This window comes from Lysinibacillus sp. NPDC096212, from assembly GCF_044763105.1.
Classification (GTDB): domain Bacteria; phylum Bacillota; class Bacilli; order Bacillales_A; family Planococcaceae; genus Lysinibacillus.
This window is the reverse complement of sequence record NZ_JBIWFQ010000021.1, coordinates 1-20,707: the sequence shown is the minus strand read 5'-3', so window position 1 is coordinate 20,707 and position 20,707 is coordinate 1. Positions and strand designations below refer to the sequence as shown.

At 37.1% G+C, this 20,707-nt stretch carries 14 protein-coding genes; 7 read left to right on the top strand and 7 right to left on the bottom strand.

Annotation, left to right across the window (positions count from 1 at the left end; all coding sequences use genetic code 11):
- Positions 1 to 558: 558 nt before the first annotated feature.
- Positions 559 to 1,623 carry a glycosyltransferase family 4 protein gene (locus ACIQ7T_RS18700; RefSeq protein WP_370078369.1) on the bottom strand — a complete coding sequence of 355 codons (1,065 nt, stop codon included), beginning with the start codon at positions 1,621 to 1,623 and terminating at the stop codon, positions 559 to 561.
- 225 nt (positions 1,624 to 1,848) lie between these two features.
- Between ACIQ7T_RS18700 and secA2 the strand changes: the two genes are divergently transcribed.
- Together secA2 and ACIQ7T_RS18690 are read left to right on the top strand one after the other, a co-directional pair.
- Entirely contained in the window at positions 1,849 to 4,212 is a 2,364-nt protein-coding gene (secA2, locus tag ACIQ7T_RS18695; RefSeq protein ID WP_402872400.1) for an accessory Sec system translocase SecA2, read from the top strand.
- Positions 4,212 to 5,114 (top strand): accessory Sec system S-layer assembly protein, encoded by a 903-nt coding sequence (locus ACIQ7T_RS18690; RefSeq protein ID WP_402872398.1) that lies wholly within the window; start codon positions 4,212 to 4,214, stop codon positions 5,112 to 5,114. The genes secA2 and ACIQ7T_RS18690 overlap by 1 nt, the downstream gene beginning before the upstream one ends.
- Before the next feature lie 793 nt (positions 5,115 to 5,907).
- Here ACIQ7T_RS18690 and ACIQ7T_RS18685 read toward each other — a convergent pair.
- Complete coding sequence (locus ACIQ7T_RS18685) at positions 5,908 to 6,828, bottom strand: C40 family peptidase (RefSeq protein WP_370078375.1); 921 nt, start codon at positions 6,826 to 6,828, stop codon at positions 5,908 to 5,910.
- 248 nt (positions 6,829 to 7,076) lie between these two features.
- Here ACIQ7T_RS18685 and brnQ point away from each other — a divergent pair, with 248 nt between their 5' ends.
- Both brnQ and ACIQ7T_RS18675 read left to right on the top strand, forming a co-directional pair.
- On the top strand, positions 7,077 to 8,396 hold the full coding sequence (gene brnQ, locus ACIQ7T_RS18680) for a branched-chain amino acid transport system II carrier protein (RefSeq protein WP_370078377.1): 1,320 nt from the start codon (positions 7,077 to 7,079) through the stop codon (positions 8,394 to 8,396).
- Between the two features lie 207 nt (positions 8,397 to 8,603).
- Positions 8,604 to 9,989, top strand: a complete 1,386-nt coding sequence (locus ACIQ7T_RS18675) for a S41 family peptidase (protein ID WP_370078379.1) — start codon at positions 8,604 to 8,606, stop codon at positions 9,987 to 9,989.
- A 524-nt stretch (positions 9,990 to 10,513) separates the two neighbouring features.
- On the opposite strand, the gene ACIQ7T_RS18670 is transcribed toward ACIQ7T_RS18675, so the two are convergent.
- The 5 genes from ACIQ7T_RS18670 to ACIQ7T_RS18650 form a co-directional block, all read right to left on the bottom strand.
- Entirely contained in the window at positions 10,514 to 11,110 is a 597-nt protein-coding gene (locus ACIQ7T_RS18670) for a TetR/AcrR family transcriptional regulator (protein WP_370078381.1), read from the bottom strand.
- A 343-nt stretch (positions 11,111 to 11,453) separates the two neighbouring features.
- On the bottom strand, positions 11,454 to 12,992 hold the full coding sequence (gene murJ / locus ACIQ7T_RS18665; protein ID WP_402872393.1) for a murein biosynthesis integral membrane protein MurJ: 1,539 nt from the start codon (positions 12,990 to 12,992) through the stop codon (positions 11,454 to 11,456).
- Positions 12,989 to 14,089 carry a glycosyltransferase gene (locus ACIQ7T_RS18660; RefSeq protein WP_370078384.1) on the bottom strand — a complete coding sequence of 367 codons (1,101 nt, stop codon included), beginning with the start codon at positions 14,087 to 14,089 and terminating at the stop codon, positions 12,989 to 12,991. The genes murJ and ACIQ7T_RS18660 overlap by 4 nt, the downstream gene beginning before the upstream one ends.
- On the bottom strand, positions 14,086 to 15,231 hold the full coding sequence (locus tag ACIQ7T_RS18655) for a polysaccharide pyruvyl transferase family protein (protein ID WP_370078386.1): 1,146 nt from the start codon (positions 15,229 to 15,231) through the stop codon (positions 14,086 to 14,088). The genes ACIQ7T_RS18660 and ACIQ7T_RS18655 overlap by 4 nt, the downstream gene beginning before the upstream one ends.
- A gap of 350 nt (positions 15,232 to 15,581) precedes the next feature.
- Positions 15,582 to 17,843, bottom strand: coding sequence for an S-layer homology domain-containing protein (locus ACIQ7T_RS18650; protein WP_370078388.1), 2,262 nt, complete (start codon positions 17,841 to 17,843; stop codon positions 15,582 to 15,584).
- A gap of 238 nt (positions 17,844 to 18,081) precedes the next feature.
- Between ACIQ7T_RS18650 and ACIQ7T_RS18645 the strand changes: the two genes are divergently transcribed.
- The 3 genes from ACIQ7T_RS18645 to tnpB form a co-directional block, all read left to right on the top strand.
- Positions 18,082 to 20,097, top strand: coding sequence for an S-layer homology domain-containing protein (locus tag ACIQ7T_RS18645; protein WP_402872390.1), 2,016 nt, complete (start codon positions 18,082 to 18,084; stop codon positions 20,095 to 20,097).
- A 209-nt stretch (positions 20,098 to 20,306) separates the two neighbouring features.
- A complete protein-coding gene (locus tag ACIQ7T_RS18640) occupies positions 20,307 to 20,501 on the top strand; it encodes a hypothetical protein (RefSeq protein ID WP_402872388.1) in 195 nt (64 codons plus the stop codon).
- Between the two features lie 3 nt (positions 20,502 to 20,504).
- On the top strand, positions 20,505 to 20,707 hold a 203-nt coding region (gene tnpB / locus ACIQ7T_RS18635; protein ID WP_402872385.1), incomplete at its 3' end, for an IS66 family insertion sequence element accessory protein TnpB.

The window sequence follows — 20,707 nt, the reverse complement described above, 5'->3', positions numbered from 1 at the left end:
TGCGCGGATTTCCTCCTTGCCTGAGCAGTTCTGAGATTTACCTACGCGGATTTCCTCCTTGCCTGAGCAGTTCTGAGATTTACCTACGCGGATTTCCTCCTTGCCTGAGCAGTTCTGAGATTTACCTACGCGGATTTCCTCCTTGCCTGAGCAGATATCCACCGTACCCTAGGAGTTTAACAGCCTACCTGAGTAGTTTTTGTCAAATTGGGCAGCTTATATTGGGATTCGCCGCTAAAAGTGTGAGTTGCGCCGCTAACCTAAGGAAGAACGCCGCCAAAACATAAAGTTGCGCCGCTAATCGAGCAAAGATCGCCACTAAAACCCGAAATTCCGCCGCTACCCAAGCAAGGAACGCTGCCAAAACATAAAAGTTTTTCTCTTTACCCGATCCGTTCTCTGACCCGCCTGAGCACTTCCACACCTCACCACTCTACCTGAGGGTTTTTTCGCAAAGATTCGAACTTCTTACAAGCCCACTTCCCTCTATGCCACCTCAGTAAGATCACATAAAGTAAAAAAGCAACCATCCATAAAATGGATGATTGCTTGAATGTTTTATTTATTAAATATCCGCACAAAATTCAATAGTGGTTTATAGTTTTTACCCGCGAGTCCGATGACTTCAACCAAAATTTCAATTGCAGTTAAAATGACAGCTACGAGTAAAATGGCACCCCATACCTTTGCCATTGAGAAAATGATGGCTGCTAAACCAAACATAATGGCAATCCCATAAATAATGAGTACTGTTTGGCGATGTGTGAAGCCCATATCTAGTAAACGGTGGTGCAAATGTGATTTATCTGGATCAGACCATTTTTTCTTCATGCGTACGCGACGAACAATCGCAAAGAATGTATCAGAAATCGGCACACCTAGAATAATAACTGGGATAATTAATGTTACGACCGTTATATTTTTAAATCCAAGCAATGCGAGCACTGATATCATAAAGCCAAGGAATAAGGCTCCTGTATCTCCCATGAAGATTTTTGCTGGGTGGAAATTGTAAAATAAAAATCCAAATGTTGCTGCTGCTAAAATGGCTGCGATTGCTAAAACGAACATATTGCCCATGATTAATGCCATAACCGCTAAAGTAATAAGGGCAATCGTTGAAACACCTGCTGCTAGGCCATCTAAGCCATCGATTAAATTAATGGCATTTGTAATACCAACAATCCAAAGAACTGTTAAAGGAATACTTAGTAATCCAAAATTTAATTCACCTACAAATGGTAAATTAACCATTTCAATTTGAATTCCACCTACAAAAATAACGATAAGTGCCGCAACAAGCTGACCAATTAATTTTGCTTTTGCGGAAATTTCACGCATATCGTCTATGACACCTGTTGCTACGATAATACAAGCTCCAATTATAATTGCCAGTAAAAAATCGCTACCATTTTCATTGTATATCAAAATCGGCTGGAATATAGCCACAGCTATTAAAAACGCAAGGAAAATCGCCAATCCCCCAAGTCTTGGCATAATTCGTGCATGTACTTTTCGATAGTTTGGTGCATCGACAGCACCTATTCTGAATGCTAATCGTTTAACTAGTGGAGTTAACAATATTGAAGCAACAAATGCTGCTATTAAAGACACGTAAAGCATGTCTCTCCTCCTCAAAAAAATAATCTACATTTAAATTCTAATTGATTATAGCACGAACAGACGCCGAAATATACTTTTTCTATTTATTTTCCACCATTTCACAAATATTATTCTTCTTTTTCAAATTGGAAGAATGCTGCATGTCAAATGTAGTCATCATTCGTAAAATTTGATAAAATAATGTAGTGTCTAGCATTTAGACAACTTAAAAGGAGCGTATATTTCATGTTCTCAATTTTCAAACGCAACAATGAGCAAACTAGTGCTCGTCAATTAAAAAGCTACTATAAAATAGTAGATCAAATCAATAGTCTTGAAGAAAAATATGTAAATAAGTCAGATGAAGATTTAAAAGAAATGACTTTTATTTTCAAGGATCGTTTAGAACAAGGCGAACCAATTACATCTATCATCCCAGACGCATTTGCTGTTGTACGCGAAGCCTCAAAACGTGTATTAGGTATGCGTCATTTTGATGTACAGCTTATCGGTGGTCTTGTTTTAACTGAAGGCAATATTGCAGAAATGCCTACAGGTGAAGGTAAAACGCTTGTCGCTTCTCTTCCTTCATATGTACGCGCATTAGAAGGTAAAGGTGTTCACGTTATTACCGTTAATGACTATCTAGCTAAGCGTGACTACGAGCTTGTCGGTCAAATCCATCGTTTCCTTGGTTTAACAGTTGGTTTAAATATACCAATGATGGAGCCAGATGCCAAAAAAGAAGCCTATAACGCCGATATTACATATGGTGTAGGTACTGAGTTCGGATTTGACTACTTACGCGACAACATGGCTCATAGCTTAGCTGATAAAGTACAGCGTCCTTATCACTTCGCCATTATCGATGAAGTCGATAGTGTCCTTATTGATGAGGCAAAAACACCACTTATTATCGCTGGGAAAATGGCTGCGAATGATGAACTACATCGCATTGCCTCTATGCTAGCAAAACGTTTTAAAGAAGAAGAAGATTACGATTTTGATGAAGAAACAAAAGCTACTTCTTTAACAGATAAAGGCATTGAAAAGGTTGAGGCTGCCTTCAATGTTGATAATCTTTATGATCTTGAACACCAAACACTTTACCATTATGTGATCCAAGCAGTTCGTGCACACGTAATGTTCAAGCGTGATGTTGATTACATCGTAAAAGATGACAAAATCGAGCTTGTTGATATGTTCACAGGTCGCATTTTAGAAGGTCGCTCGTTATCTGATGGCTTACATCAAGCAATTGAAGCAAAAGAAGGCGTAACGATTACTGAAGAAAATAAAGCACAGGCACAGATTACAATTCAGAACTATTTCCGTATGTATCCGAAGCTTTCTGGGATGACGGGTACGGCGAAAACTCAGGAAAAAGAAATCCGTGAAGTATACGGCATGGAAGTTATTCAAATTCCAACAAACCGTCCACGTCAACGTGTCGATCAGCCTGATATTATTTTCAACAAACAAGAAGATAAATATAAGTTCGTAGCAGCTGAAGCTAAACGTCGTCACGACAAGGGACAACCTGTTTTAATTGGGACAACGTCAATACTGCAATCTGAAACAGTGGCCGAATACTTAAAGAAAGCAGGCTTAAAATTCCAATTACTGAACGCTAAAACAGTTGAGCAAGAGGTTGAGCTGATTTCACAAGCTGGTCAGAAAGGTCGTGTTACTGTAGCAACAAATATGGCCGGCCGCGGTACAGATATTGTGCTAGATGAAGCCGTTCACGAGCTTGGAGGCTTATATGTCATCGGTACCGAAAAGCATGAAAGCCGCCGTGTAGATAATCAGCTGCGTGGTCGTTCAGGTCGCCAAGGTGACATAGGTGAAAGCCTCTTCATTCTCTCTATTGAAGATGATATGTTCCGCCGTTATGCAAAAGAAGAGGTTGAAAAATTCTCAGAAAAAATGATTGTTGATGAAAAAGGCATTATCCAAAATAAAGAGGTTCAAGAACTTATTAACCGTACACAACGTATTGTTGAAGGCTCTCAATACGGTATGCGTGATTACAACCTAAAATTAGATGATGTTATCAATGACCAGCGTACAGTTATTTACGGTCTACGTGATAAAATTTTAGCTGGTGAAGATTTCATAGAACAATTAAAGCAAATGTTCTATGAAACTGTAGATTTTGCAGTACGTGATGTAGCTTCTGAAGAATTACCTTCAGTTGAATGGGATTATGATGATATGGAAAGAACCTTAAATAGTCTCTTCCTTTCACCCGTTACAATTGATAGAGAAGTAGGAAAAGTAGTCCCTATTTTAGATTCACTTCAAGAACCTGTTGATGAATTAACAGCAAAGATGGATAAATTTTCACAAAATGAACAGGTTATGACGATAATACCTCAAGTGATGTTAAGTTTCTTAGATAGTGGTTGGGTAAAACACTTAGAGGATATGGCACACTTAAAAGAAGGTATTGGGTTACGTCATTATCAACAAGAGGATCCTATGCGTATTTATAAGCGTGAAGGTTTAGAATTATTCGCCAAGAATTTCCAAGAATTACGTCGTTCTATTATTATTGAAATTACAGGCTTCATAAAAATGATTGAAGCACAAATGGAGGTACAATAATGGGCTTATTCTCATTCTTTAAAAAATCAGACAAACTAGGGCAAGAAAATACAATCGATTCTAAGGATCTACTTCAAAACATCGAAGTAGAAAATACAGACAATAATCAGGATGTTGTGACGAAATTATCTTATCATCCAGATTGGGAAGTGCCTCAAGAGCAAAAATATATATTTAATTTCCTTGCTAATGAGCTAGAACCATTAAAGCCAAATCAATTATCACTTTCTTCTATTAGTATAGAAGAAGATATGCGCTCTAAAAAATGGCAAGTGCGTGCATTTTTCCGCTCATCATTACCTCAAGCAATTGAGCTTGGTGAAATTGAGCTGTTTATTATGGATAAAAATGACGAGCTTGTAGCATCTAAAAAATTCGACTTTGCAGCACTTGGCACAATTCCAGCAGAAAGTGCTCGTCCATGGGTATTTGAATTTGAAAAATCAACGATAAAAGTCGATGAAATACCAGAAGATGGCTGGAAAATCGCGTTCAACCTTGTTTCCCTTCGCGGTCACCAATTAGAATTAGACCCATCATGGGAAAAACAACTACCTGAAGCACAAAAAGAGGAACTTGCAAAAATCGTAAAAACTTTACCTAAGTTAGGTGAAACAGAAGTAAACTTCACCGGCCTACAAGCGAAACTTGCTGATAACGGTAATTTTAATGTGTCTATCTTCATTCGTAACGGACATAATAAAGCTATTAACCTAGAACAATTACCACTAGAAATTATTGACGCAACAGGCAAACAAATTGCAAAAGGTTCATTTAAAATGGATCCAATATTAACTGTACAACCAGACTCAACAAAGCCATGGACATTTATCTTCCCTGCAGAGCTTGTTGACGCGAAAGATGCCGACCTTTCTCGTTGGACAGCACGCGTAACGCACTAAAGTGTTGAAAACCCTTCTTTTTATAGAAAGAAGGGTTTTTTATTTGTTTATTTTCTTCTCGGTGTAACGGCGTTGTTTGATGTTTATCAGCGAATATGACACTTTTATCAGTGATGTTCTGGGTTCTATCAGCGATTCTAACTGGCACCTTTATCAGCTATGTTCCGGGTTCTATCAGCGATTCTGGCACTCTTATCAGCGATGTTCCGTTTTCTGTCAGCGATTATGACTGGCACTTTTATCAGCGATGTTCTGTGGTCTATCAGCGATTCTAGCTCTTTTATCAGCGATGTTCCGGGGTTTATCAGCGATTCTGGCACTCTTATCAGCGATGTTCCGGGGTTTATCAGCGATTCTGGCACTCTTATCAGCGATGTTCCGGGGTTTATCAGCGATTCTGACTGGCACTTTTATCAGCGATGTTCCGTGTCTTATCAGCGATTCTAGCTCTTTTATCAGCGATGTTCTGGGTTCTATCAGCGATTCTGGCACTTTTATCAGCGATGTTCTGTGGTCTATCAGCGATTCTACCTCTTTTATCAGCGATGTTCCTTGGTCTATCAGCGATTCTGACTGGCACTCTTATCAGCGATGTTCCTTGTTCTATCAGCGATTCTACCTCTTTTATCAGCGATGTTCCTTGGTCTATCAGCGATTCTACCTCTTTTATCAGCGATTCTGTCTTTTTTATCAGCGATGCACAACCTTTTATCAGCGATTGTTCGACTTCATACCTGCATTTTACCTAACATAAAAAAGCGATATTTGCATATTTGCAAATATCACTTTTACTTTATTTAATAGCGTCGAATCGTTTATAAGCTACTAATCTTGTAGACCAGTAAGAGTATGTAACGTCCGAAATTTCAACACCGTCTGATCCTGCATGGATAAATTTATTGTTACCTATATAAATACCCATATGAGATATTCCATCTTTATACGTATTTTGGAAAAATACTAAATCTCCCGCTGTCGGATTTTTAACTTGTGTTGTGTTACCGTAGAAATATCCTTCGCTACTGTCTCTTCCAATTTTTAAACCACCTTGATTAAAGGCGTAGTAAATAAAGCCACTGCAATCTAGGCCTTCGGATGTGTTGCCACCATAGAGATATGGTGTTCCTACTAATGAATTAGCTACGTCTACTGTTTTCTTATAAATAGCTTGTCCATTAGCTGTAGGATCTTTAGTTGTTTCTGTTGATGTTCCCACACCTGAAGATCCGTTATTATGTACTGTATCACTCTCGGGTATTGAAGCTACTGGAGATAATTTTAACACCTGTCCAACGTAAATTGTGTCTGTCGTAAGTCCATTCCAGTCTTTAATGTCCTTTACTGTCACATTATATTGCTTAGCGATTTTGGATAATGAATCGCCTTTAACGACTGTATGTGAAACAGCTGTGGGCTTTGATGGTGTTGTCGGCTTTTGTGTTGATGGATTTGTTGTTGATGGATTTGAAGGTTTTACCGCATCATTAGTAGCTTGTTTTGAAACTTCAAGCTTTTGCGCGACATAAATCAGATCATTCTTTAAATTGTTCCAGCTTTTTATGTCTTGTACTGTTACTTTATTGTTTTGAGCGATTTTAGTTAAAGTATCTCCTTTTTGCACGGTATATGTAGCTGCCTCTGCGGTCTGAAATGCTAAAAAAGAAGTAGCAATAGTACTTAAAGCAAGGATTCTTAATTTTTTTGTCTTTTTCATATCAATTTGCCTCCGTTCGTGCTAAAATATTTCCTTGTGTGTCTATCATACTAGATATTTTAGAAATCAGATATCAGATAAATTGACTATTTTTCAAACAATTTATGAAAATTACTGATTCCGACAGATTCTTACAAATTGTAATAGAATATTAATTGCAAGATTAGTATTCATGTGATAACATACACTTCTGTATTTAAAATTTTTAGAAAGTTTCATCTTTTCAATCTAAAGGAGTTTTAATTTTTATGAAGAACATCTTGCTTTTCATCAAAGAAAATTTGGCAGTAGGTTTACTATTATTTGCCTTATTTTTAGGTGCCGGAAATATTATCTTCCCCCCATTATTAGGCCAACAAGCTGGTGAACATATAACGACAGCAATGATTGGTTTCTTAATAACTGGTGTCGGATTACCGCTATTAGCAATCGTTGCAATTGCGAAGGCGGGTGGCGATCTACAAATACTAGCAAATCGTGTCGGCCCTACCTTTGGTATTATTTTTACATCAATCGTTTATTTAGCGATTGGACCATTTTTTGCAGTGCCGCGTACGGGTTCTGTATCCTATGAAATCGGGATCGTCCCATTTCTTCCAGAGGGAGTAGCAGATCATTGGGCACCACTTTTCATTACTTCTGTCATATTTTTTGCCTTAATACTATTATTAGCTATTAACCCTTCAAAACTTGTCGATCGTGTTGGGAAAATTTTAACGCCTGTTCTATTAGGTGTTATTCTATTACTAGCTATTAAAAGCTTTATTTCCCCAATGGGTGAACCAGGGGCAGCTATAGGAAAATACACTACGTCACCATTGACTGAAGGCTTTGTTAAAGGCTATTTAACAATGGATGTACTAAGTGCACTCGTATTCGGAATCGTTATTTTGCAAGCATTGCGCGACATGGGTATGTCAGATACTAAAAAGCAAGTCAAAACGACAATTTTCGCAGGAATTATTGCGGCTATTGGCTTATCATTTGTCTATATAGCACTTGGACAAATTGGTAACACTAGTGTTAGTGCAATTGGTGCTTTTGATAATGGTGGTACTATAATTGCGAAGTCAGCTGAAGCTCTTTTTGGTACACTCGGGACTATTATATTATCTGCCACAATTTTACTAGCATGTATATCTACTGCTGTAGGTTTACTGACTGCCAATGCTCAATTTTTCAATAAACTATTTCCTAGTGTTTCGTATAAAACGTTTTTGATAATTTTCACAATATTCAGTGCGGCTATTACAAACGTAGGTCTTGAAACAATTATTAGTGCATCACTACCTGTATTATTAATCATCTATCCGCTAGCAATAGTGTTAATGGTGCTGTCGCTTTTCGATAACTTCTTTAAAGGTGGAAAAATTGTTTACATTTTAGCATTAATTCCTACATTCTTTGTTAGTTTGAATGATGGTTTAAAGGAAATGGAGATTACTATTACACCATATGTGAACATTTTAAAAGCTTTACCATTATACGAGCAAAGTCTGGCATGGCTTGTACCTGCAATAATCGGTGCGCTTGTCGGCTTCATCATTCATAAGCTAATAAAAAAATAAAGCTCTTCATCTAACTAGAATCTGCTTGCTTTTTGCGAATAAGCCTCAAGCTTCTTTTAGACAACGACTGTCTAGGAATCTTGCATAAACTTATTTTTTCGCAAATGGCTAGTAGATTCTTTTTTTTGTAGGTAATCCCCTCCTTTTCCTATTCACGGTTATATGGAAATTCATGTATAATGAAGGTAATTAGAAAAGAGGTGTCCTATGAAAAAAGTATTGTGGTCTTTTGTATTCGTTCTATGCTTTTTCATCATACCATTTACAAACGCTTCTGCTGCAAGCAATGAACAACAGCTTGTAAAGGAAATCAAGGCAATTATTGAGGAAAACTATGTTGGAACCATCCATGGAAATTTGCAAAAAGCTAAAACAATTCCTGAAATCATTGATATGCTAGACCCTTATTCTACATATTTTACGAAGAAGGAATTTGAAGAATTTATCAATAGCATCGATCTATCAACTATTGGGATTGGTGTAATCATCGAAGAACATGAAGATGGCATTCATATTTTACAAGTGTTTGAGGATAGCGGTGCATCTAATGCCGGTGTAGTTGCTGGAGACATTATTATCGCCATTAACGGACAATCCGTAGTAGGAAGCTCTACCCAAGAAGTCTCGTCCTTATTAACTGGTGATGAAAATACTAAAATTGAAGTGAAACTCCAGCATGCAGATGGTAAAACTTCAACTACAACCATTACACGAAAAAAATTCACATTACCGAATGTGGAATCTGCGTTACTATTTGGGGATGTTGGCTATATTGCTATGTCATCCTTCTCAGAAGATGGTGCAAAGCTTGTCAAGGATGCGCTTATTCAATTAAAACAGCGTGGTGCAACCTCTTTTATACTTGATTTACAAAACAATGGTGGCGGCTATGTATCAACAGCTGAGGAGATTGCAGGGCTTTTCCCGAATGCAAAAATTGCCTACTTACTGGAAGAAGCACATGCCTCTTATAAAATACGTGCAGTCAAACAAAACGAAAAATTCCCAGCTGATACACGTATTCTAGTAAACCGTTATAGCGCTAGCGCCTCTGAAATGTTATCAGCAACATTACAAGATCAGCAATCTGCTATTTTATACGGAGAAACTACGTATGGAAAAGGCTGTATGCAAGGCTTTTTTGAACTGCAGGATGGTAGCTATTTAAAGCTTACGATTGGTAATTTTACAGGTCCATTAGGGAAAACGATTAATGAGGTTGGGGTAAAACCGAACGTCCAAACAAAGACTGCTCCTATTTTCCAGGCACATTATGATGCAATTAAAGCACAATATACAAATTATAAAGAGCTTGCAAGCTTAAAAAATGTACCAACTTCTAAAACATTTACTGTAAAATTCTCACAAGCTCTCTCTTCGCAAATTGCTGAAGGTAGTGTACAACTTGTCGCTTTAGGCGGTAACGAAGTACCGATTACTACAAAAGTTGATGGTAGTTCATTACTTGTTACCCCATCAAAACCGTTAAACAGTGGGCAAGAGTATATGCTACTCGTTCATCCATCTATTCAAAAAGAAACAGGCAATAAGCTTCAAAAAGGCGTTTATCTTCATATTACAGTTAAGAAATAACAAAGAGGATGGGACATTAGTAAGTTTTTGAAGCATAATTTTAAAATTTCACATGAGAAAAGCGCAAGAAATCAACGTTTTTAAAATTGATTTCTCGCGCTTTTTTAGATTTTGACCAGTTTTCCCCAGCATCTTTTTTTCAAATTTATAAGGCTCATTACCAAAAATTGTGGATGACATTTTTTAACGTATGCCATTTATCTAAGTTGATTGGAGTGGAGACTGGGCGACTCCTTGGGGATTAGCAATAGAGGAACGAAGGCTAAAACCATCACATCCTGTGATAACGCCTTCGTGACCAACATCGGTGCTGTTGCTGTCACTTCGTTGCACTACGTTTTCGCACAGAATGAAACCCTTTTGCTGACGCTTCGTTAGCACTACGCTTTCGCGCAAAAGACATCTGTTGGCCCGAGACCCTGCAGCGAAGCGACAGCGGCAAATGTTTTATCTGTGCGAAAGCGAAGCGCCAGCGGCAAAGCGCCCAGTCGGAACGGAAATCAACCACACGTTTTGGTTATGAGCTATTTATAATTTGCTTCTCTTACAAAGTATAAATGAACCAAATCGCTCGCCAACTCGCATGGCTGTTTTTTTTGTTCAAGTAAATTAGTTAATATTAAACGCTCAAAGGACCCTACAAAACTATCTACAACTATGTTTATGTCTGCACAATATGATTGTAATATGTGGGTACAATCATAACGATGTATAAGGTGAGTAAATTGCTGTGTAAGTCGAGATTTAATTACAAGTGACTGCTCAGATTCGAATAATCCGATTTTTGTTAATTTAGGATTATCAGTTATATAAACGAATAACATATGTACTTTTTGCTTTAGCTCTCTAACAAAGCCTTCTAATCCCTCTTCAACTTCTTCTGATTGTTTACTCATAATTTCATCAAACCCATGCTGAAATCGTTTATTCAGATCGGTGTAGAGAGAATCCTTACTTTCAAAATATAAATAAAAAGTTGGCTGTGTTACATTAGCGGCTTTTACAATGTCACTAACCTTTGTACCATGATAACCTTTTTCAGAAAATATCTCTAAAGCCTTTTCAAGCAATAATTGTTTACTTCGTTCACCATTTGAATTAACCTTCCTACCTCTCGCCATACTTCCCCCTTATCTAATTTGCAGTAGACATAGTCCTTTAGGCATCACTGAATAATGCCAATTTATCCATATCTTCATAAAAAATTCCGCTTTTAATAAAACTAATTATAATACAGCTCCTATTTTTTCACTATAAAATATTATAAATATAACAACTTTTTTGCAGATAGATCTTATAGTGTCCAATGAAGTTTTATTTCCATAGTCGTAGTGGAATCAAATGGGTGCACCTTAGTAAAAACGAAAAATCCCTTTATCAAACAACAATAAGCACATATTTCCTAATCAACATGCCTGAAAAATAAAAAAGTGGGTATCCAGTTTATAAGATACCCACTTTTCCTTATTGTTTTAAATATTTCCGTTTTAATTTATCACTAAATTCTTTTACTTCCTTCACGCCAAATAATAAGTATGAGCCAACAACAACTGCACTAAAAATAACAATGCCTACAATGAAAGTTATCCATATGTTGTCAAATACTAAAAACTTGCTTGAAAAATACAAAACAATCGTGATTATAATCATTGGTGGAACTGATCTGAAAAATTGAAGTTCTTTGCTAAAGATCCCCATTTTCAAGTCATATTTATAGGCTGCATAAATAATCAGCATAATAAAGTTTGTTACTGAACTCACTAATGTACCCCATGCAATTGCTTCTGCTCCACACTTATCGACAAGTAACATAATAACGGCAATGTTAATAACAAATACATTTATTAAGCTGAAGATAACAGGTGCCATAGAGTCACCCTTTGCATAGTAAAAGCGCGTTATATACCCGTTTGCAGCTAAAAAATACATCGATAAACAGAAGATTGCCAGTACTGGTGTAGTAATTGCAGTTGAAGCTGCATCAAAATTACCACGTTGGTAAACAACCTGCACAAGATTCTCTGCGTAAAAATATGAGTAGACTGTTACAGGATAAAGTAACAACAATAGATAATGTAACCCTTTTGTGTATAGGCTTTTAATGGAAGTAAGGTCATTCTCTGCTTCTTTTTGACTCAAAATTGGAAAGATAACTGTCGTTACTGCTGTAATTAAAATTGCTTGCGGGAATTGCATAAGCCTTGATGCATAGTTTACAGCAGCTACTGCCCCTTCAGATAACATTCCTGCAAAAACACGCTGTAATAATGCATAAATTTGAATGGTAGCGCCACCGAGCATAATCGGTAAAGTCATTATCCACAATTGCTTTGATGCAATATTTCGTTCAAATGAAAAACCAACCTTATGTGAATCCAACTTGCGATATCCAATAATTAGGAAATATACCATTATTACCGCACTGACTAATGCACTAATACCATATCCCATTGCGTCGATGCTTGGAATTTTAGATAAACCTACAGCAATCACTAAAAAGATTGCATTATAAATTAAAATGGCAAAGCTAGACAAATGGAATTTTTGATTTGCGTTTAGCAATCCACTATACCATGAGGACAATACAAGTAAAATTGACGAAGGCATCATCCAATAATATAGATTTTTAGCTAAATCTAGCTCACTTTGACTAAACGTTTTTTTATCTTTACTTTGGTTAAACATCTCCATAATTGGGTTAGTGAACGCTAACATTAGAATTGTCATTATTGAAACCGTTAACAAGACAATTGTGAAGGACTGTTTAACAAATAGCGCACGATCCGTTGTTTCCCGATTATAAATTGAGATAACAGCAGTAGTAAATGCACCACCTACGACTAGATATAAAAAATTTGGAATTGTGTAAGCTGTGAAAATACTATCAGCAATATGGCTACTACCATATTGGTATCCGATAATCATTTCACGTAAAAATCCGAATACACGGGCCACGACATTAATAATCGCAACTGCCCCAACTATTTTTATAAACTTATTCATAGGCCATCCCCACCTTCAATGGCCGACTTATAAATCTCTATACAGCGAGCTGTTATATTTTTTTCATCGTGAATGGATAATACTTCATCGACCGCTTCACGATTCATATATTGTTCTTTTGGCGTGTTCACGGCACGCAGCATCTCCTCAGATAAAACCATCGCATTTTCGGGCTCCACTAAATGCCCTGCGCCCTCTCCAAGCAAAGATACAAGTCCGCCTACATTTGAAGCAATAACAGGTGTATCTGTCGCTAATGCCTCTAATGCCACTAATCCAAAACCTTCTAAATGGGATGGTAATACAAAGACATCACTTGCTTGGAACCACTTTACTAGTTCTTGTTGTTTTAGTGGATCTATAAATTTGACGTCTTCACTGATTAATGGTTGCAAAGATTGGAAAAATGCCTGGTCTCTTCTAGAACCTACAATATTTAACTCTAAAGGCCGAGATACTTTTGTTTTTAGCATTTGGAAAGCCTGTAACAGCTCTTCAACGCCTTTTTGTTTTATAACATTTCCTACAAATAAAAATTTGAATGGCTCAGTAGCTAATTGTAGTTCATTGCACACTGCTACTTGATTTCCTTTTGTAAAAACCTCACGATTCACACCCATACTAACAACAGAGATTTTACCTTTTTCAATCCCAAAATCTTGTTCAATTTGTTGAGCTAAGACAGGACCTACTGCGATAACATGTTCACTTTCACGTAAAATACTCGCTGTCCAATTGCGAATTCTTGTGTTCTTCTTCGCCATGCGCTCAATATCGCCACCATGAGCTGTAACGATAAATGGTATACCAAACATTTTCTTTAATAGGAGCGACAGCATACCAGATGGAAACACATAATGTGCATGTGTGACATCAATAGACTTTCTGTTTTTTAAGCCTTTCATCAATGTCGATAAACCCCATTTTGTATATTTCATAATGGTGTTTTTCTTACCTGTTGACGGATTAGTATTAACAGATATATCTACGTCTAGTCCTGCTTTTTCAAGTGCAGTGACTTGATTTTTCACAAAAATACCGAATGATAAATGATCAGATGTTGGATACATATTACTAATGACGAGTATTTTTTTCATAGACGTGTCACTGCCTTTTTCATTAATTCCTGACCACGCATGGCCTCTTTATGAATATGGGTAGCAATTTGTTTCGTCTCCGCAATCGACTGATCCCAATTGCTACTTAGTTTGCCAACTAATGTGGATAGAGCCTTCACATCATCCTCTACATCCTGCATTTGTAAGCAACGATCTGATGCGCCCACAAAGGACATAAAATCCTGTACTTTTGTATGATAGGATATCGCAATAATCGGAGTTTCTGAATTTGTTGCCAAAATAAGCGAGTGCAGACGTGTACCGATAATAATATCCTGTTCTTCAGTTACATCAAGTAATCGCTCAGGCACCAAATTTTCATCAATAATTTTTGTATGTGCATGTTGTTGCATTTTTTTCTGAATATCCTTCGTCACAGTGACGTCCTGCGGGAATTTTGTGGCAAAGAATGTAATTTCGACATTATGTTCAGAAATTACATGATCTAAATTTTTCGCCATGCCTGTAATGTACGCATCATATTTTTCAACATTGCCCTCTGGCCAATAGTTTGCATTATAGTACGGAACCGCTGATACACCTATTTTAATTGGTTTTTCGGCGTAATGTTGACGATCACCTTTTAATGTAAATGCTGGATCACCAATAATATCTATTGGCTTTTTCACCCCAATACTTTGCAAAAGCTTTTTAGACTGAGGATCACGTACAGAGATATTTGCTGCATAACGACACATTGCGCGAATACTAATTTTCCCGGAAATCGTATCAAGTGGTCCGGCGCCACATCCGTAAATAATGTAGGGAACATTACTTTGTTTTGCCATCATTGCATACGCTCCATACAGGTGAGCCTCACGTTTATAAAAATCCATAAGAATACCACCACCACCAATGATGAGGAGGTCAAATGTTGATACATATTGTTTATTGTTTTTATAAGTATGGATAAACGTTTTAAATAAATTACTCTTCCTGTAATACAATGGATAGCTATGTACCCCATAACGTTCGGATGTTTGTTGTGTGTTATTACTAAAAACGGTAATGTCATCACTAGTTACCGAAAATGTTTGTTTTACTTGTTGAAGAATGCCGTATAATATTGATTCATCACCATTATTATCATTGCCGTAATTCCCCACAATGCCTATTTTCATTAAAAAACATCCTTTTACTTTTTAATACTGAGATTATACCACAATTGCACATTTCCGTTCTTTTAAAACTAGTAAAAATAAGATGAGCTTCAAAAGTCGCTACTAATTTTGTGATATGTTTGCTCATCAACGTAACGTAAGGTTGATTTCCGTTGCGGCTTGGCGCTTTCCTGGGGACGCTAATCAACTTATATGGTTATAAATAAATATCAATTAACTATCGATTTGCAAGGTATACAAGCCTAACTGCCCAATCTATAACCTTTTTATTTAAAGAGAAAAATAGCAAACTAGGTAACATTACTAGTTTGCTATTTTTTAAATGCTAAGCCATTCTTTAAGGACGACTATTATTGATTAATTGCTCTATAAAGGAATAATCCGAAATGAGCGCGACTAATCGCTTCATCTGGCTTAAAGGTGTTATCACCATAACCAGTTGTAATTTTGTTTGCAGCTAACTGTTGAACATATGTGTATGCCCAATGATTCTTCGATACATCTTTAAAGTTTGTGCTGCTTGTTCCTTTTAGATTATAAGCTAATGCTACAACCTTCGCCATTTGTGCACGAGTTAAAGTACCATTTGGATCAAAGACATTATTGCCTTTACCACTCATAATACCAGACTCAACTACAGCTGCGATTTGTTTATAATAATCGTGATTCGCTGGAACATCCTTAAAGCCTGGATTTTTGACGTTTGATGTTTTTAAATCAAGTGCGCGGCTAATAATAACTGCTGCATGTGCACGTGTAAGTTTGTCATTTGGTCTAAATGTGCCATCTGGATGGCCTGTAATAATATTATTTTTTGTTAAATACTCAATTTCTTTATAGTACACATAATTACTTGGAATATCTTTAAACAACGCAGCCTTTGCTACAGTTACAGTAGCCTCTACACGCTTTGTTCCTAAAATCGCTACTACTTTACCAGTAGCACCTGGATTTTTAGCTGTAAACTTACCATCACTAGTAATCGTACCGATATTACCATCTACAGACCATTTCACCTGTGATGCATTGTAAACTAGAGGTTTGCCACCGTCATCCTTTGCATCTACAGTAAATTTAACAGTTTCGCCTGCTCCTACTGTTTTTGACTTTGGTGCAATGTCCAATACTGCTGGAGCATCTACTACTTTTACTTGGAATGATTCAACAGGTGAGCCATCGTGGTTGATGAAAATGCGATCATTGCCAGCTGTCGTTGAAGTATAGTTCAAGCCGTTAACTTTTAAAGTATTATTCTCAGATGTTAGCGATACATGACCGTCTAATGGTAGCGCATTATAGTTATCATCTAAAATATATTGTACTGCTATACTAGACGAAGCACCTGCTAAAAGAGTTGCATAGCTTGTACTATTCGTATATTTAATTTGTGTACCTTTGCCAGTTGGTGCCGTACTTACAGCTTGTAATGTTGCGGACACAAGACGTTGCGCATTGCCTGCATTTAAAGGTAGGTTCGCTAATATGACATTATTATTACCGGGATTTCGAATACCCATCGTTGTTGAGCCGCCACCATCTAAGTTAATTGCTCGATCAACACCAAGTGACACTAAATAGTTCGCAAGTTGAACCATATTCATCCCTGCACTATGTTTCTGTTTTCCATCAACCGTAATAAGGTGTACTGTTTTTCCATTATTACTTGTCGCTACAATAGTACGTGCAGTAACCGCTTTTGCACGATCACTAGATGTGCCCATCATAATGTAAGGTTTATTATCTTTTACTAAATACGGACCACTTGCCATAATAAATTTCGCATCCTGCCAAAGCTTATCAATAGCGAAGTTAACACTCAGCTCATCTCCAACTGCAATTTGGCTTAGCTTACTGTGCCAATCCCCACCTTGTAAAGATACGACAAAGCCAGTTGACGGGATGGATATTTTTTCTTTTGATCCATAAGGTGTAATTTGTGTAACTTTCCCTGTTAATGTTTGACCGAATTTGTTTTCAGTAATCGGAGCTCCAGTATCTACTACGATTTCAAAACCATATTCATTTGTATTTGTTGTTTTACTATAAAATTGTGGTGTGTAAACAATCGCTTCATATATATTACGTGCACGATTCATACCTGTCATTTCATAGTCTTTACCTTTGTGAGAAAGGGTTACATTAAAATCAAAATAGTCAATGACACCACTGCCATCTGCTGCAACCCCAAAAGCCGTAGGGACATTCATATATTCATCGGAGCCGTTTGAAACAGCACCACCATTTAAAATAACATTATCTTTACTTAATAAAAATAATGGGTAACCTGCAGACATATCGAAGAAACTTGCATTAATAGCACCAACTACACGATTCCCTTCACGTGAATTACGATTAGCATTTGCTACTGTCGATTCTCTGCCATTGACATTCGCAGGCATACCTAATTGTACTTCCGTCGTTTCGTCTACATTAATAGCAAGATGATTAATAGAATTTGTATTGGTACTGCTGTATGTATATTGTTTATACTGCACACCATGTGATAATTTATAATCCTTTTTGACCGTTTGGGCTGCATAGGCATTTAACGGACTAACAACCATTGACAATAATACAACTAAAACTAGTAAATTTTTCGCTATTTTTTTCATTTTTTTTGCGCTCCTGAGTAAAATGGAGCCTTCAACTCTCCCTTCACATGTTTTACTTCTACAACACTATCAAAAATATGTCAAAATATCCATGGAACATTTATGCTATTTTCCAGTTTTATATGAATTGTCATGAAAACTATTTATATAGTCTCATTTTATGATATTTCTAACATTTGACCCTTATCGTTACTCTATAATTTTGGTAAAATGGTGTAGAAATCTAGGAGGGTAAAATATGAAAAAACTATCAATCATTGCTTTGCTCATGACAGTAATCGGCATGCTTCTTTGGCAACCCCAACTGGCATCTGCTGACGAACTAACAGGGCATTCACATGAAAAGGGTCTTCGTTATTTAATTTCCAAAAATGCATTAGTAAAAGATGCAAAAGGAAGTTATCGTCCAGATGCCAATGTGACACGCGGAGAATTTGCTTCTTATTTAACTAAAGCCATGAATCTTGAAGCGACAAGCGACATAGTCTTTAAAGATGTCCCGGATACATATGTACATGCAAAGGATATTAAGCTTGCTGCTTCAGCTGGTATTATTACAGGTTACGGAGATGGTTCATTTAAGCCTAATGCCGCAATTTCAAGACAGCATATGGCGGTTATGATTGAGAGAGCTATCAATTATTTAAACATTCCTAAAGGTACTTCTTCTATTACCTTTAAGGATAATGCAGCTATATTAAAAGACTACCGTCAAGCAGTAGCTATAGGTGCACAACTAGAAATTATTAAAGGCGCAAATGGTTACTTTATGCCAGAAAAAAATGCAACTATTGGACAAGCATCTTCGTTTATTGTACGTCTAATGCAACTTGCTGGTGATCCAGACGCTGCTGAACCAAACGGTGGTAATTCAAACGGTGGTAATTCAAACGGTGGCGATACAAACGGTGGTAATACTAACGGCGGCAATACTAACGGTGGTAATACTAACGGTGGCGATACAAATACTGGATCTTCTAAATATGCTGTTAAGGAAATTTCAAACGGCACATTAGTTGGTAATCAAGGATTCTCTACCTTTGAAGCTGCTGAAAAAGCTGTGACAAAAAATACACAGGTTATTGTCCAAAGTGATAAAATTGTGAAAATGTCTTCAGGCTACGTTGTTACAAATAATTATGTAGCACTAAAATCTGAAACAATTAATGACTCGCTTGGTGTTGCGGCAAATACAGAAATGGAATACCTCAGCAGTGATGCAACACAAGTAAAAGTTCGATTAGCTGGTCAAGTCGGCTACTTAAAACACGCTGATGTTACATTAATCCCATTTTCAATGAGCAAAGGTCGTTCTTACTACGAAAATGTAAATGGTGAAATTAAACATACACTTTACGATTACAACACAAATAAGTATTCTTCTAGCTATGTTTTCGGAAAAGCGCCATCATTTATGAAGCAAGGCGAAAAATACTATAGCTGGGACGGTATTTATTTCACAAACGGCAACGGCTCCTCTAAAGGTGAGGCCTATAACTATTATCAATTTTTACCTGCCCGTGCCCAAACACAATATACGGCACAAGAACTAGATGCTTATATAATGAATAAGCTAGCAGAGGTTGAGAGTACAGGAGTTAGCAGTTATAAAGATGCTACAAAGAAAAGTAAGTTAATAGGTTTAGGGAAAACATTGAAAGATGTGGAAGAAAAATCTCAAATTAACGCAATGCTTGTTTTGGCACTTGCTCAGCATGAAAGTGCTTATGGTATGAGTAATCAGGCACAAGACTTAAACAACTTATTTGGTTTGTACGTGACTGATACGAACCCAAAAAACAAAAAGTTTGATAGTGTAGTTGACAATATCAATGAGCTTGTTGAAAAATTCCTACAGCCAAACTACATTACTCCAGGGGGCTCAACTGGTAAAAACTTTGCTAACGGTGCAGTAGTAGGTTCAAAAGCTCTTGGCTTTAACGTGAAATACGCTTCTGATCCATACTGGGGTGCAAAAATTGCAGGACACTATTACCGTGCTGAAAAAGCATTAGGCTTTAAGGATGCCAAAAATCCATACACAATCGGTATAACAACAACAACCGGCTTAAACGTTCGTACAGGCGCAGCTACTAGCTTTAGCCCACTATTCACATATGCACGAAGTGGCATGCCTGTGATCATCACAAGCTCTGCGACAAACGGCTGGTATGAGGTCCTTTCTGATAAACTGTATACAGGAAAAGCTTTCGTTAGCAAAGACTATGTACAAGTGATCAATACAGTAAAATAAAAAAAGAAGTCGTCCTATAACGTAGGGCGACTTTTTATGTTGTTGAAAAGGCTATTATGGCAATGTTTATTGCCCTTCTGCAAAACAAGGGGTAACAAAATGTCATCCAACTTTTTAATTTTATCGTAAGCCCGTATTCAAATAACGCATATAAACAACCAGGCACCTCCGGTACGATAGATGTATCAATTAAAGGAGGCACTTTTTTTATGTCCACTACAAAACTAACAATTGTCCCTGTGACACTAGATCCCATCACTGATAAGTCTTCTTTTATCAATTCATCGCAATTTCCCTCTGAGCCAAGATGTGTCATTAAAACAGCTGGGGCTGAAATTTCCTTCTTCAATGGCGTAGATGAGTGCATCATCCAAACGATCATGAAGGAGCTGAGCAATCAATGAAGCATGATTTTACGAGCGCGCAAAACATCTATATTATTTGTGGCAAGACCGATATGCGAAAAGGCATTTGGTCTCGCTACACACATTCAAGATACTTTTGAACTAGACCCCTATAGCGATTCCATCTTCTTATTTTCTGGAACGAGCAAAGACCGTTATAAATGTTTGTACTTTGATGGGGATGGATTTGCCATGCTTTACAAACG

What these genes read in the sequence shown, in the direction of transcription:
- ACIQ7T_RS18700 (WP_370078369.1), bottom strand. Translation starts at nt 1,623, where the DNA reads ATGCTTTACGTGTCTTTAATAGCAGCATTTGTTGCTTCAATATTGTTA.
- secA2 (WP_402872400.1), top strand. Translation starts at nt 1,849, where the DNA reads ATGTTCTCAATTTTCAAACGCAACAATGAGCAAACTAGTGCTCGTCAA.
- ACIQ7T_RS18690 (WP_402872398.1), top strand. Translation starts at nt 4,212, where the DNA reads ATGGGCTTATTCTCATTCTTTAAAAAATCAGACAAACTAGGGCAAGAA.
- ACIQ7T_RS18685 (WP_370078375.1), bottom strand. Translation starts at nt 6,828, where the DNA reads ATGAAAAAGACAAAAAAATTAAGAATCCTTGCTTTAAGTACTATTGCT.
- brnQ (WP_370078377.1), top strand. Translation starts at nt 7,077, where the DNA reads ATGAAGAACATCTTGCTTTTCATCAAAGAAAATTTGGCAGTAGGTTTA.
- ACIQ7T_RS18675 (WP_370078379.1), top strand. Translation starts at nt 8,604, where the DNA reads ATGAAAAAAGTATTGTGGTCTTTTGTATTCGTTCTATGCTTTTTCATC.
- ACIQ7T_RS18670 (WP_370078381.1), bottom strand. Translation starts at nt 11,110, where the DNA reads ATGGCGAGAGGTAGGAAGGTTAATTCAAATGGTGAACGAAGTAAACAA.
- murJ (WP_402872393.1), bottom strand. Translation starts at nt 12,992, where the DNA reads ATGAATAAGTTTATAAAAATAGTTGGGGCAGTTGCGATTATTAATGTC.
- ACIQ7T_RS18660 (WP_370078384.1), bottom strand. Translation starts at nt 14,089, where the DNA reads ATGAAAAAAATACTCGTCATTAGTAATATGTATCCAACATCTGATCAT.
- ACIQ7T_RS18655 (WP_370078386.1), bottom strand. Translation starts at nt 15,231, where the DNA reads ATGAAAATAGGCATTGTGGGGAATTACGGCAATGATAATAATGGTGAT.
- ACIQ7T_RS18650 (WP_370078388.1), bottom strand. Translation starts at nt 17,843, where the DNA reads ATGAAAAAAATAGCGAAAAATTTACTAGTTTTAGTTGTATTATTGTCA.
- ACIQ7T_RS18645 (WP_402872390.1), top strand. Translation starts at nt 18,082, where the DNA reads ATGAAAAAACTATCAATCATTGCTTTGCTCATGACAGTAATCGGCATG.
- ACIQ7T_RS18640 (WP_402872388.1), top strand. Translation starts at nt 20,307, where the DNA reads ATGTCCACTACAAAACTAACAATTGTCCCTGTGACACTAGATCCCATC.